Source organism: Paracoccus zhejiangensis (assembly GCF_002847445.1).
GTDB lineage: Bacteria > Pseudomonadota > Alphaproteobacteria > Rhodobacterales > Rhodobacteraceae > Paracoccus > Paracoccus zhejiangensis.
Genome location: NZ_CP025430.1, coordinates 2,812,083 through 2,825,274, shown reverse-complemented (window position 1 = coordinate 2,825,274; position 13,192 = coordinate 2,812,083). Strand labels below are relative to the sequence as shown.

Below are 13,192 nucleotides of genomic sequence, written 5' to 3'. Positions count from 1 at the left end.
CTTTTCTTTGTGCGTGGTGTCGGAGCGCTAGTTCAGCGTGGACCAGGCATTCTGCACGGCCGCCGTCACATCCTCGGCCGAGGCGCCGCCGACATAGTCGACCATCGCCGTCCAGAAGGCGCCCGCGCCGATCGCCGCCGGCATCAGGTCCGAACCGTCAAAGCGGAAGGTGGTCGCGTTCAGCAGGATGTCGCCAAGCTTGCGCTGCGTGTCGTCGCCATAGGCCTCGGCATTGACCGCCTTGTAGGGGGTCAGGAAACCGCTCTGGGTCATCCAGATCTCATGCGCGGCGGGGGTCTGAAGGTAGTCGATGAAGGCCTGCGCTGCCGGGTTGTCGGTCAGCATCCCGAACAGGGTGCCACCGCCCAGAACCGGCTGGCCCATGCTGCCATCGGCCGGGGCCGGGAAGTAGAAGAAGTCCGCATCCACGCCCACCTCGGTTCCCTCCGGGAAGAACGAGGGGATGAAGCTGGCCTGATGGTGCATGTAGCAGGCCGGCGGCGTCTCGAAGAGGCCCTTGGGGCTGTCGCGGAAGTCGGTCGAGCTGACGCCCGCCGTGCCGCCGGCGGCATAGCCATCGGTCTTGGCGAACCAGCCGAATTCGTCGATGGCCGCGATCACCTTGGGATCGTTGAACGGCATCGCGTTGGTGGTCCAGGCGTCATAGTCCTCGGGCGTGGCGGTGCGCAGCATCAGGTCCTCGACCCAGTCGGTCGCCGGCCAGCCGGTCGCGCCGCCCGCGGCCAGACCGATGCACCAGGGGGTTTCCCCATCTGCGGCGATCTGTTCGGTCAGCGCCTTCAGATCCTCGTAAGTCTCGGGGATCTCGTAGCCCGCATCCTCGAAGTTTTCCGGCACATACCAGACCAGCGATTTCACGTCGGCCTTGTAGGGGAAGACATACAGATGCTCGGCCCCGTCCGGTCCGGGATAGGTGCTGAAGCGGATCCAGCTGTCGCCGGCGGCATAGTTTTCCTGCAGCCAGGGGGTGATGTCCTCGCGCAGCGGCTTCAGACGGCCCTTCTTGGCAAGGTCAGCGGCCAGGCCGGGCTGCGGGAAGACCGCAATATCGGGGGGCGAGCCGGCCTCGCTGTCGATGACGATCTGCTGCTCGAAGGTGGCCGAACCGGAATAGTTCACCTTCACCCCGGTCGCTTCCTCGAAATAGGGCAGGAGCGAGGTGAACAGCTCCTGGTCAGGGCCGAGCCAGGGCGCCATGATGCTGAGGGTCTGCCCCTCGAGCCCAGTATGGGCGGCCTTGAAATCCTCGAGGCTCTGCCAGTTGATCCGGTCATCGCTGCCCGGTTCGATTACCATTTGGGCGTGTGCTGCGGTGATGGTCAGCGCCAAGGCGGCGGCTGACGTCATGAGAACTTTCTTCATTATTCCTCCCAGTTTCTTCGGCTGCACCCGAGCTTGACGCTCAGGCCGGAAGCGGTCTGTTAGCGCCAACATCCGAGAAAGTTAAGACTTTGTCAATCATTTGTTACTCCCACTCCAGCTCCTTGTAAGCGGCGGTGGCATCGCGGGCGATCGTCTCGGGGAAGTCCGTCCATCCATCTGCAAGGCCCTGAAGCTGGTCGACTATTTCGGGAACGGCGACGGACATGGGCTGCCCGGATGCGATCGATTTGCGGACCGAATCACGCAATTGGACCAGCAGATCGGCTTGTTTGGCAACAGCTTCCTGCCAGTTTTGTGCAATTTCACCATGACCGGGCACGATCACCCCGCCAGGGGCGGGGGGCTCGGCCAGCCAGTTCAACCATCCGTTGATCGAGCCATCGACCACCGGGGTCAGGCCACGAAAGACCAGATCGCCGGTGAACAGCGCTCCCGTGGTCTCGTCGCGCACCATCAGATCATTGTCGGTATGGGCGGTGAGCACCGCCCGCAGCTCCAGAACCCGTTCGCCCAGATCGATCCGGTCGCTCTCCTCCACCAGCGCGACGGGCAGGGTGATGCTGGTCCCGATCATTTCTCGCGGACCAAGGATGCGATCGAAATTCTCCAGGTAGGTCATCGCCCGCGCCTCAAGCGCCGGCGGCAGCTTGGCGCTGGCCATGACCGTCGCCCCGGCCTCGGTGAAGACCGAGGCGCCCAGGACGTGATCGGGATGCATATGGGTCAGGACCAGGTGGCTGATCGGCTTCATCGTCAGCCGCCGGATCGCGGCGTAAAGCGCCTGACCCTCGGCCCTGCTGGCGCCCGCATCGATGACCGCCACGCTGTCCCGGCCGATGACCACCGACAGGTTGGCGATCCGGCCGCGATTCTCGGCCTCGATCTGGGCGATGATTCCGCGACGAACCCAGATGCCGGGCGCAACCTCTTCCAGATCGACGGTCTCGACCTCGGTGGTCTCGCGGCAGGTCGACTTGGTGGCGGTCAGGTCGGGCCGCGCTGCGATCCACTCACCACTGATTCGCTGCGCCGCCGCAAGACAATCCTGCTGCGTCGCCGCATCGCCCTCGGGTAGCAGCAGGTCCAGGCATTGCCCGGAATTTGCGGCGACGCAGGCAGTCAAAATGAGATGGAACATGTGCCAATCTTTCCCGGTTCGTCACGATTCTCGCCGGCCCCCAGCGGCGTTGCGACTTAGGTCGCGTTGACCTGTTGCGCACTTATCCTAGCATGTGTCGGGCATAGACGAGGAGGAACCCGATGGCCTGGACTAAACCCGTTCTGAAAGAAGTCGCCTGCGGCATGGAAATCAACATGTACGCCCCGGCCGAAGACGAGCCGGTCCTGTTCTGACAAGAACGGGCCGGACATGAGAGAACGGTCCCGTCCGGCCTGACCGGGCGGGATCGTTTCATTTCGGGGCAAGATGCGGATCATCATCCTGGGCGCGGCGGCGGGCGGTGGACTGCCGCAATGGAATTGCGGCTGCGCCAACTGCAAGGCGGCGCGGGACGGGCGGATTCCGCCGATGAGTCAAAGCAGCATTGCCCTGTCCGCCAACGGGCAGGACTGGGCGATCATCAACGCCTCGCCCGATATCCGCACGCAACTGGCCGCCACCCCGGCGCTGCATCCGTCCGGGTTGCGCCAGATGCCGCTTCGCTCGGTTCTGGTGACCAATGGCGATATCGACCATGTGGCGGGCCTGCTGACACTGCGCGAAAGTCAGCCTTTCGACCTCTTCGGCACCGAAACCATTCTCGCTGCACTGGACGCCAACCCGATGCTGAGCGCGGTGAACCCCGATTTCGTGCCGCGCCGGCCCATCGCGCTGGATCAGCCCTTCGACCTTGCCCCCGGCCTGACCGCGACGCTGTTCGCCGTGCCGGGCAAGGTGCCACTCTATCTCGAGGGCGAGCAGGTCGAGACCGGGCTGATGGGCGAGAATACCGTGGGCGTCGAACTGATGGCGGGCGACCGCCGCGCGCTCTATATCCCCGGCTGTGCTGATCTGCCGGGTTGGCTCAAGGCCCGCATCGCCGCCGCTGATCTGCTGATGTTCGATGGCACGCTGTGGCAGGATGGCGAGATGATCGCTGCCGGGCTGGGCCAGAAAACCGGCCGCCGCATGGGCCATCTGTCGGCCTCGGACAGCATCCGCGCGCTGGCGCAGGTGCCCACCGGCCAGCGCATCTTCGTTCATCTCAACAATTCCAACCCGCTGACCGATCCGGCCAGCCCGCAATCGGCCGAGGCCCGCGACAGCGGCTGGCAGATCGGCCGCGACGGCATGGAGATCACCCTATGAAAGACCTTCCGCAGCAGGCGCAGAGCCGCGCCGATTTCGAGGCAAGGCTGCGCGCCATCGGCGCGGAACGCTATCACGACCGCCACCCGTTCCACGCAAGGCTGCATGGCGGTGCCTGCACGCCCGACGAGGTCCGGGCATGGGTCATCAATCGCTGGATGTACCAGTCGCACATTCCAATGAAGGATGCGGCCTTCCTGTCGCGGGTCGAGGATCCCGACCTGCGCCGCGTCTGGCGCAAGCGGATCGAGGATCACGATGGCGGCGTGACCGAGGGCGGTGGCATCCGCCGCTGGCTGGCTTTGGCGCAGGCCGTGGGGCTGAGCCCGGATTACGTCGCCTCGGGCGTGGGCATCATGCCGGCGACCCGCTTCGCGGTCGAGGCCTATGTCCGCTTCGTCCGTGACATGCCACTGCTCGACGCCGTGGCCGCCAGCCTGACCGAGCTTTTCGCCCCCAGGATCCACGCGCAGCGGATCGAGGGCCTGCTGGCTCATTACGATTTCGCCGATGACAGCAGCCTCGCCTATTTCAAGAAGCGGCTGACCGAGGCGCCCGAGGATGTGGCCTTCGGTCTCGACTATGTCCTGACCCATGCCGACACGCTGGAGAAACAAGATGCCGCCGCCGCCGCGCTGACCTTCAAGACCGATGTGCTCTGGGCGCAGTTGGATGCCCTCTGGCATGGCTATGTCGAAGGCCATATCCCACCCGGCGCATGGCAGCCCGGCGAGGGCATGGCATGACCCCGCTGATCGCGCCCGACCAGGTGCCCTACCTGCCGCGCGGGGTGAGGCTGGCCGATGACCGGGTGCGGGGTCTGCGCATCCTTCAGGCACCGGAGCGCGCGATGCAGCTTGACCAGATCGGCGATGCCATCCTGTCGGAACTCGACGGTGCGCGCAGCATGGGCCAGATCGCCCGCGACCTCGCCAGCCGATACAACGCGCCGGAGGATCAGATCGCCGGTGATATTTGCGACTTCCTGACCGGCCTGATCGAACGCCGCATGGTCTTCGTGAAGGACGCGCCATGAAGGACCTGCCCGCCCAGCCCCGCGACCTTGACGGCAATCCCGTCACACCTCGCGCGCCCATGGCCATGCTGGCCGAGGTGACGCACCGCTGCCCGCTGGCCTGCCCCTATTGCTCGAACCCGGTGGAACTGACCCGCGCCGGTGGCGAGCTGTCGCCCGCCGACTGGGCGCGAGTGTTCCGCGAGGCCGCCGATCTGGGCGTCTTGCAGGTCCATATCTCGGGCGGAGAACCCGGCGCGCGGCGCGATCTGGCAGAGATCGTCGCGGGGGCGCGGGATGCCGGGCTTTATGTGAACCTCATCACCTCGGGCATCGGCATCACCCGCGCGCGGCTGGAGGAGCTGGACAGCGCGGGGGTCGAGCATGTGCAACTGTCCCTGCAGGGTATCCGCCCCGACATGGCCGACCGGATCAGCGGCCATCCGGGATCTTGGGACAAGAAGATGGCCTTTGCCGACTGGGTCACCGAGATCGGCTTTCCGCTGACCATCAATGCCGTCGTCCATCGCCAGAACATGGAACGCCTGCCCGAGATGATCGATCTGGCCGAGCGTCTGGGCGCAAGGCGGATCGAGGTGGCGACGGTGCAGTTCCATGGCTGGGCCGATCTGAACCGCGCCGCGCTGATGCCCACCCGCGAACAGGCCGCATTCGCGCGGCAGGTGGTGAATGACGCGCGCCTGCGCCTCAGGGGCCGCATGGTCATCGATTACGTCCCCGCCGATCACCACGCCATCTATCCCAAGGCCTGCATGGGCGGCTGGGGCTCGACCGGGCTGAACGTCACGCCCGACGGCACGGTGCTGCCCTGCCATGCGGCGCAGTCGATCAAGGGCATGGCCTTCGAGACCGTGCGCGAGCGCAGCCTTGCCGAGATCTGGAGCCTCTCGGACAGCTTCAACGCCTTCCGCGGCACGGCATGGATGCCCGAGCCATGCCAGACATGTGAGCGGAAAACCGTGGATTTTGGCGGCTGTCGGTGTCAGGCTATGGCATTGGCGGGCGATGCGCGGGCAACTGATCCGGTCTGCTCGAAATCGCCGCTGCACGAACAGGTCGTCGCCCGGGCCGAGGCGGATGCCGCCAGCCCGACCGAGGCGCTGATCTATCGCCGCATGACGAAAGGAGGTTGACGATGCGACCCTTTCTGACCCTGGCCTTCCTCGCGCTGGCCACCCCGGCACTGGCCGAGGACAACCCGCTGCAACCCTCGGCCACATGGGACGATCTGCGCGAAAGCGTCGTCGGCCTGACGGCCGAGCCGCCCGTCGATCCGGCGGTGTTCGACCTGACCGCGCCGATCCGCGCCAATGACGCGGCGCTGGTGCCGATCCACATCACCCAGCCCGCAGGCGGCGCGGCGATCACCGACCTGACCGTTGTGATCGACGAGAACCCGGCCCCGGTCGCCGCCGAATACAGTTTTGGCCCGGCGCTGATGCCGCTCGATTTCGAGGTGCGGATGCGGGTGAACGCCTATTCCGACGTGCGCGGCATTGCCACCACCGAGGGCGGCGACACGGTCATGGCCGGGCGCTTCGTGAAAGCCTCTGGCGGCTGTTCGGCCCCGGCGGGCAAGGACATGGCGGCGGTGGCCGAGACGATGGGCCAAATGCGCTGGAAATCGGTCGCCGAGGAGGGCCGCACCATCGGCACGCTGATGATCCGCCATCCGAACTTCTCGGGCCTGCAGCGCGACCAAGTGACGCTGCTGAACATCCCCGCACATTTCATCGACAAGCTCGAGGTGCGGCAGGGCGAGGAGCTGCTGTTCACCATGTCGGCGGGCATTTCGGTCAGCGAGGACCCGGTTTTCCGCTTTGGCTATGAGCCGAATGGCCAGCCGATCTCGGTCCATGTCGAGGATACTGAAGGGCAGGTCTGGGACCAGGTCTTCGACGCCGCCGGCTGAACCCGGCCATTGCGCGCCCGCGCGGCCTCGCGCATCCTGCCTGCCGAATGCAGCGCGAGGCGGCGATGATCCGGGCCCATCTGGCAACCTTTCCCATCCGGTCCGGCATCCTGATGCAGACGGTCCAGACGATCCTGCCACAGGTGGACCGGCTGTGCCTCTGCCTGAACCAGTACGACGCGATCCCCGCCGAGCTGAAGGGTGACGCCAAGATCGAGGCGATGATCCCCGAGCGTGACCTGAAGGATGCGGGCAAGTTCGCCTTCCCGCCGGCGCCCGACGATTTCGTTTTCACCATCGATGACGACATCCTCTATCCGCCCGACTATGTCGCCCGCACGCTGGCCGGGTTCGACCTGCTGGATCCCGACGACAATGTGCTGGGCTTCCAGGGCAATGCCTGGGTCTACAAGAAGCAGACCGATGAATCGTTGTGGCGGAATTTTCTCTTCCACAAGCCGGCGCAGCACATCACCAAGGTGGACATTCTGGGTACCGGCACCGCCTGCATGCTGGGCCGCAACCTGCCCGTGCTGGACGAGGTGATCTCGGCCGCCGGCTTCGTCGATCTGCGCCATGCCCGACTGCACGCCCGCGCGGCGCGCAGCATGTGGATCCTGCCGCGCGAGAAGGACGAGATCGCCAGCAACATGCAGCACGCCTATTGGCGGACCTCGCTGTTCAACAGCGTCCATCGCGCCCGCCCGCCCGAGATGCAGCGCGAACACCGGCTGATGATGCAGGAGCGCACGCCGCTCTCCGGGCTGAAGCTGGAACAGGTGCTCAAACGCCGGGCGAAGGCGGCGCCTGCTGAAGCCGGGCAGGCTGGCCCGACAGCGTGACCGCGCTGGCGCCAAGCCGCGCCGGCTCGCCCGCGTCATGGGTGACAAGGATCAGCCCCGCCCCGCTGCGATCCAGAAGCGCGGCGGTCAGATCGATCATCCGCGCCGCCGTCTCGGCATCGAGGCTGGCAAAGGGTTCGTCCATCAACAGGATATCTGGCCGCGCGGCAAAGGCGCGGGCCAGCGCCAGCCGGCGCTGCTGACCCAGCGACATTTGCCGCGGAAACTGCCCCTCGCGCCCCGCCAGCCCGACCTCGCCCATCAACTGCCGCGCCAAGGCAGGATCGCAGCCGGTGGGGATGGTGATGTTCTCCAGCGCGCGCCGCCAGGGCAGCAGCGTCGGTTCCTGAAACACCACCGCCAGCCGGTCCTCGCCACTCAGCCGCCCGCTGAATTCCCGGTCCAGCCCGGCGATGATCCTGAGCAGCGTCGACTTGCCGATGCCCGAGGGTCCGAGCACCGCGATGCGCTGGCCGCGTTCCACCTGCAGGACCAGCGCGCCCAGTACCTTGCGTTCGGCGAAATGCTTCTCGGTCAGATCAAGCCTCATCGCGCCTCCAGCGGTTGGCGCGTGCTTCCCAGGGGCGCAGGATCATCAGGTCGATCAGCAGCATGACGGCGACGAAGGCCAGCGCCCAGGCCAGCACACCCGCCACGTCGAAGCTGGAGAAGAGAAGGTGGATCTTGAACCCCACCCCGTTCGAGCGGCCGAGGAATTCCACCACCAGCACGATCTTCCAGATCAGCGAGATCCCCGCGCGCGCCGCCCCGGCGATATAGGGGGCCAGTTGCGGCAGGACGACATGGCGCAGCCGCTCCAGCCGGCCCATGCGAAAGGCCGAGGCCATGTCGTCCAGATCGGGGCGCAGCGCGCGGCTGCCCTCGCGCAGCATGACGGTGACGACCGGGATCTTGTTCAGCGCCACGGCGGTGATCGCAGCGACCTCGTTCAGCCCGATCCAGATATAGGCCAGGACGATCGTCACCAGCGCCGGGATGTTCAGCGCGATCACCAGCGCCGGGTTCAGCCAGTGATCGGCGGTGCGGAACCGGCCCATCCACAGCCCCAGCGCAATGCCCACGGCCATGGCGATGACAAAGCTCGCGAGCACCCGGAAGAGGGTCATCCCGGCGTGAAACCACAGTTCGCCCGAGGCGGCCAGCGTCCAGATGCGCGCGGCCACCACCCAGGGCGCGGGCAGTATTTGCGGCCGCTCGGTCAGTTGCGAGGCCACGGCCCATAGGACCAGCATCGCCAGAACCGAGAAAAGCCCCGGCAGCAGACCGGGGCTTTGCCAAATATGTCTCGGCGCCTTATTCACCCGACCAGAACAACCCCTCGGGCAATTCGGACAGGCCGCCGGTCAGTTCCTCGCCGCCAAGTTCGGCCATCACCGCGAACATCGCCTGCGCGTTCTCGGCATTCACCGGCCCCTCGGGCGGAATGCCCGCACGCCAGCCCTCGCGCAGCGCCTCGAACTCGGCATCATTGGCGGCGTTCATCATCGGCCGGATCGCCTCCCATGCGGCATCGTCACTGGCCAGCAGCGCCTTGGCCTGCTGCGAGGCGGCGGCAAGGCCCTTGGCCAGATCGGGATGCTCGGCAATCCACGCATCACGCAGCACGAAGCCCAGAAGCGGGGTGGTCGGGTCCAGCCCCAGATCGGTCGCGGCCTGTTCGACGCTGATCACCTCGCGCATCCCCGCCGCCTTCATCTTGGCGAGGAAATGCCAGAAATTGATGGCCCCATCGACCTCGCCGGTCTCGGCCGCGTTCATGATCACCGGCGGCGCGCCAAAGACCTGTTCGGTCACCGCCGCCAGATCCTCGCCATTCTCCTTGGCATTCCAGGCGCGCAGGATCAGCCAGCTTTTATCCACCGGCCCGCCGGCAATGCCGATCTTCTTGCCCTTCAGGTCGGCAAGCGTCTGCACCGGGCTGTCCGCCGGCACTACGAGGCTGCCCACCGCGGTCGAATAGGGCAGGAAGGTGAAATCCGCCCCCTGCGCCCGCTGCTGCGCCACCCAGAGGAAATCCGAGACGATGGCATCAACCTCGCCGCCCTGCATGGCGACCTGCGTCGCCGGGTTGCCGGCCAGCGGCAGAAGCTCCAGCGTGAAGCCGTTGGCGGTATCGAAACCCCGGTCCTTGATGGTCTGGAGTTCCCAGTTCACCGTGCCGTTTTCCAGCGTGCCGATCTCGATCACCGGCAGGCTCGCCTCTTGCGCCTCTGCCACGCCCGCCCAAAGGCAGGCCGCAAGCGCCAGTTTCGCCATGATGTTCATGATCGGTAGCCTCCCCTTCACCCGGTCCGGTCGGTTCGAAACTGGCATGACCGCTGCCCGCCGCCAATAGCACGTTGGTTGTATGGGACTTGCTTTGCAGGGACACGCCCCTACAATCGATGCAGAAACGGGGCCGGTGAAACAAGGTTTCGATCATCAGGGGAGGAATCAGACCATGCCGGCAGAGCCCGAGGCGGAAACGCCCGTATCGCCGTTTCGATTGTCCGCCGATCAGGTGAAGGAGATCCTGATCGTCGATGACCACCCGCTCATGTGCGATGCGCTCGCACTGACGCTGAAGATCAGCTTTGGCCTGAAACATGTCCGCACCGCCCGCAGCCTCGCCGCCGCGGTCGAACAGATCCGCTCGCAGGGCGCGCCGGATGCGGTGATCCTCGATCTGAACCTGCCCGATGCGCGCGGGGCCGAGGGCATCGTCACCCTGCGTCGGCTGCTGCCCGATGTGCCGATCACCATGATCTCGGCCGATATCGACGCGGCCCAGGTCCAGGCCTCGCTGTCGGCGGGGGCGCAGGGCTATATCAGCAAATCGCTGGGGCGCGAGTCGCTGGTCGACAGCCTGCGCCGCATGTGGAACGGCGAGCAGGTGACGCCCGAGGGCTACGAGCCGGAACTGGCCGAGGAAGAGGAAGAAGCGCGGGCCGATCTGGCGCGGCGCTTTGCCAGCCTGACACCGCAGCAGATGCGGATCCTGCGGCTGATCTGCCAGGGCAAGGCGAACAAGGAAATCAGCTACGAGCTGTCCATCGCCGAGGCCACGGTCAAGACCCATATCACCGCCATCATGTCCAAGATCAACGCCCGCCGGCGCACGCAAGCCGTGCTGCTGGCCAATTCGGCGAAACTCTTCGAGGCCGGATGATGCAGGACGGCGCGGGTCCTCCCTACGGGCCGCGAACCGTCCAGATCGACTCGGCCGATCCGGGTGGCGCCGCGCGGCTTGTGGCCGAAATGGCCGGGATCGACCCGGGGTTGGTGATCATCTTCGGCTCGCCCCGCGATGCGCTGGCGCCCCTGGCGCGCGCCCTGCGCGCCGCTCTGCCCGACAGCCGGGTTGCGGGCTGTTCTTCGGCGGGCGAGATCGGCTGCCATGGCTATTGCACCGGCCAGATCGTCGCCATCGGTTTTCCCCGCCAGAGCTTTCGCGCCGAGATCGAGGTGCTGCGCAATCTGGCGCATATCCCGGTTTCGGACTGGATGGCGCAGTTGCGCCGGCGGCACACGGCCTTTGCCGGCGACCGCGACAAGGCGCAGTTCGGGCTGTTGTTCTCGGACGGGCTGGCCGGCAAGGAAGAGGTGCTGATCGCCGCCATCGAGGCCGCGCTGCCGGCCATGCCGGTCTTGGGCGGTTCGGCGGGCGACGGGCTGGAATTCACCCGCACCTGCCTCATTGCCGATGACGAGGTTGCCTCGGATATCGCCGTTTTCGTCATGGTCGAGACGCTGCTGCCAGTGAGCGAGGTCTCCTTCGCGCATTTCAGCGCCACCTCGACCCGCGCCGTGGTGACCGCCGCGATCCCCGATCAGCGCATCATCCTTGAACTGAACGCCGAACCTGCGGCCGAGGAATATGCCCGCCTGACCGGCATCCCCGAAGCAGCCCTGACCCCCAGCGATTTCGCCCGGCATCCGCTGCTTCTGCGTATGGGCCGCCGCCACCATGTCCGCGCCATCCGCGCCCGCACCGAAGATGGTGGGCTGTCGCTGATGTCGGCGATCGATGTGGGCACGGTCCTGACCCTTGGCCGGGCCGAGGATCTGACCCATGGTTTTGCCAGCGCGCTCGAGGCGCTTCCGCGCCGCCCGCTCATGGTGCTGGGCTTTGACTGCATCCTGCGCCGACTGGCCTTGGAACGCGCCGGGCTGATGGGCGCCATGTCCGACCTGTTTGCCCGGTTCAACATCATCGGCTTCAACACCTATGGCGAACAGCACAGCGCCATGCATGTGAACCAGACCTTCGTCGGCCTCGCCATCCTGCCCCCGGCCTCGCCATGATGCTGCGCCAGGAGGACAGCCCCGAACGCCGGGCCGAGAAACTGGGCCGTATCGCCGATGTGCTGATCGAGCGGGTGGACCGGCTGGAGGAATCGCGCGGCTCGGCCTGGTCGATGTTCCAGGCCGCCGTGGCGCTGGAACAGGAGGTCACCACCCGCACCGCGCAGCTGGAACAGGCTCTGGCCGACCTGTCACAGCGGAACCGTGAACTGGCCGTCGCCCGCGCCTCGGCGGAAGAGGCCAACCGCTCCAAGACCCGTTTCCTGCGCGCCGCCAGCCATGACTTGTTGCAACCGCTCTCGGCGGCGCGGCTGTTTCTGGACGCGCTGGCCGGCACCGACATGGATGGGGGCCAGCAAGAGATGGTGGCGCGGCTGACCGGGGCCTTTGAATCGGTCGAGCAGCTGATGCACGCGGTTCTGGACATTGCCCGGCTGGACAGCCAGCGGATCGAGTTCCACCGCAAGCCGGTGGCGATGGACCCGCTGTTCGTGCGGCTGGCCGATGAATATGGTCCGATGGCCGAGGCCAAGGGGCTGCGCCTGCGCTTTGCCCCCACGCGGGCAGTGATCGACAGCGACCCGGTCTTCCTGCGCCGCATCGCGCAGAACCTGATCTCGAACGCGATCAAGTACACCGCGCGGGGCGGGGTGCTGGTCGGCATGCGCCCGCGCGGCCCGCTGAGCTGGCTTGAGGTCTGGGATACTGGCCCCGGCATTCCCGCCATCGACCGCAATCGCATCTTCGGCGAGTTCCAGCGGCTCAATCAGGACAGCGGTGCCACCGGCATGGGGCTGGGCCTCTCGATCGTGCGCCGCGCCTGCGCCAAGCTGGGCCATCCGCTGAAGCTGGACAGCGAGCCGATGCGCGGCACGGTGTTCCGCGTCGGCCTGCCGGTCGCGGTTCATGCCGACCCGCATGGCCCCGCAGCGCGTCACGGCCAGACCGGGGCGCTGCGCGGGCGGCTGGCGATGATCGTCGAGAACGACAGCGGGATGCGGCGTGGTTACGAGGTTATCCTGCAGGGACAGGCCAGCATGGTCGTGCGCCTGGCCGGCAGCACCGCCGAGGCCTTAGCGACCATGGGCGAGGACCCGCCCGACGTGATCCTGGCCGATTACAATCTGGACGATGACGATACCGGTATCGCCGCCATCAACGCGCTGCGCGCCGCCGCCGGCCACCCGATCCCGGCGGTCATGGTCACCGCCCGCCGCGACCCCGACATCGCCCGCGCCTGCGCCGATATCGGCGTGCCTCTGCTGGAAAAGCCGGTGCGCCCGGCCGATCTGCAGCTGATGCTGGAACAGCTTCTGGCGTGACCACCTGCGACCTAGGACGGAGGCTCCGCCCGCAAGCCTTGCCCAAGGCGCTTGGCCGCGCCA

At 66.6% G+C, this 13,192-nt stretch carries 15 protein-coding genes; 10 read left to right on the top strand and 5 right to left on the bottom strand.

Annotated features, from left to right (window positions below; translation table 11 throughout):
* Nucleotides 1–27: 27 nt before the first annotated feature.
* On the bottom strand, nt 28–1,383 hold the full coding sequence (locus CX676_RS13570; RefSeq protein ID WP_101753102.1) for an ABC transporter substrate-binding protein: 1,356 nt from the start codon (nt 1,381–1,383) through the stop codon (nt 28–30).
* A gap of 103 nt (nt 1,384–1,486) precedes the next feature.
* Nucleotides 1,487–2,542 (bottom strand): quinoprotein relay system zinc metallohydrolase 2, encoded by a 1,056-nt coding sequence (locus CX676_RS13565; RefSeq protein ID WP_101753101.1) that lies wholly within the window; start codon nt 2,540–2,542, stop codon nt 1,487–1,489.
* A gap of 122 nt (nt 2,543–2,664) precedes the next feature.
* On the opposite strand from CX676_RS13565, the gene pqqA reads away from it, so the two are divergent.
* The 7 genes from pqqA to CX676_RS13530 all read left to right on the top strand — a co-directional run bounded on the left by pqqA (nt 2,665) and on the right by CX676_RS13530 (nt 7,502).
* The gene (gene pqqA, locus CX676_RS13560; RefSeq protein ID WP_101753100.1) at nt 2,665–2,757 is read left to right on the top strand and encodes a pyrroloquinoline quinone precursor peptide PqqA; all 93 of its coding nucleotides are present in this window, start codon (nt 2,665–2,667) and stop codon (nt 2,755–2,757) included.
* A 73-nt stretch (nt 2,758–2,830) separates the two neighbouring features.
* Complete coding sequence (pqqB, locus tag CX676_RS13555) at nt 2,831–3,712, top strand: pyrroloquinoline quinone biosynthesis protein PqqB (RefSeq protein WP_101753099.1); 882 nt, start codon at nt 2,831–2,833, stop codon at nt 3,710–3,712.
* On the top strand, nt 3,709–4,458 hold the full coding sequence (gene pqqC, locus CX676_RS13550) for a pyrroloquinoline-quinone synthase PqqC (protein ID WP_101753098.1): 750 nt from the start codon (nt 3,709–3,711) through the stop codon (nt 4,456–4,458). Before pqqB ends, pqqC begins: the two co-directional genes overlap by 4 nt.
* On the top strand, nt 4,455–4,748 hold the full coding sequence (gene pqqD, locus CX676_RS13545) for a pyrroloquinoline quinone biosynthesis peptide chaperone PqqD (RefSeq protein WP_101753097.1): 294 nt from the start codon (nt 4,455–4,457) through the stop codon (nt 4,746–4,748). Before pqqC ends, pqqD begins: the two co-directional genes overlap by 4 nt.
* Nucleotides 4,745–5,881 (top strand): pyrroloquinoline quinone biosynthesis protein PqqE, encoded by a 1,137-nt coding sequence (pqqE, locus tag CX676_RS13540; protein ID WP_101753096.1) that lies wholly within the window; start codon nt 4,745–4,747, stop codon nt 5,879–5,881. Before pqqD ends, pqqE begins: the two co-directional genes overlap by 4 nt.
* Nucleotides 5,882–5,883: 2 nt before the next feature.
* Nucleotides 5,884–6,660 (top strand): quinoprotein dehydrogenase-associated SoxYZ-like carrier, encoded by a 777-nt coding sequence (locus tag CX676_RS13535; RefSeq protein ID WP_101753095.1) that lies wholly within the window; start codon nt 5,884–5,886, stop codon nt 6,658–6,660.
* A 65-nt stretch (nt 6,661–6,725) separates the two neighbouring features.
* Complete coding sequence (locus CX676_RS13530) at nt 6,726–7,502, top strand: hypothetical protein (protein WP_157935934.1); 777 nt, start codon at nt 6,726–6,728, stop codon at nt 7,500–7,502.
* On the opposite strand, the gene CX676_RS13525 is transcribed toward CX676_RS13530, so the two are convergent.
* From CX676_RS13525 to CX676_RS13515, 3 genes are all read right to left on the bottom strand, one after another.
* Nucleotides 7,444–8,052 carry an ATP-binding cassette domain-containing protein gene (locus CX676_RS13525; protein ID WP_101753093.1) on the bottom strand — a complete coding sequence of 203 codons (609 nt, stop codon included), beginning with the start codon at nt 8,050–8,052 and terminating at the stop codon, nt 7,444–7,446. The two genes, CX676_RS13530 and CX676_RS13525, sit on opposite strands and share 59 nt — an antisense overlap.
* Complete coding sequence (locus CX676_RS13520; RefSeq protein WP_101753092.1) at nt 8,042–8,755, bottom strand: ABC transporter permease; 714 nt, start codon at nt 8,753–8,755, stop codon at nt 8,042–8,044. The genes CX676_RS13525 and CX676_RS13520 overlap by 11 nt, the downstream gene beginning before the upstream one ends.
* Before the next feature lie 61 nt (nt 8,756–8,816).
* Nucleotides 8,817–9,779, bottom strand: coding sequence for an ABC transporter substrate-binding protein (locus tag CX676_RS13515; RefSeq protein ID WP_232816657.1), 963 nt, complete (start codon nt 9,777–9,779; stop codon nt 8,817–8,819).
* 184 nt (nt 9,780–9,963) lie between these two features.
* On the opposite strand from CX676_RS13515, the gene CX676_RS13510 reads away from it, so the two are divergent.
* The 3 genes from CX676_RS13510 to CX676_RS13500 are packed head-to-tail and all read left to right on the top strand — an operon-like array spanning nt 9,964 to nt 13,129.
* A complete protein-coding gene (locus CX676_RS13510) occupies nt 9,964–10,671 on the top strand; it encodes a response regulator transcription factor (protein WP_101753090.1) in 708 nt (235 codons plus the stop codon).
* Complete coding sequence (locus CX676_RS13505; RefSeq protein WP_101754334.1) at nt 10,671–11,807, top strand: FIST N-terminal domain-containing protein; 1,137 nt, start codon at nt 10,671–10,673, stop codon at nt 11,805–11,807. Before CX676_RS13510 ends, CX676_RS13505 begins: the two co-directional genes overlap by 1 nt.
* Entirely contained in the window at nt 11,804–13,129 is a 1,326-nt protein-coding gene (locus tag CX676_RS13500; RefSeq protein ID WP_101753089.1) for an ATP-binding response regulator, read from the top strand. The genes CX676_RS13505 and CX676_RS13500 overlap by 4 nt, the downstream gene beginning before the upstream one ends.
* The last annotated feature ends 63 nt before the right edge of the window (nt 13,130–13,192 follow it).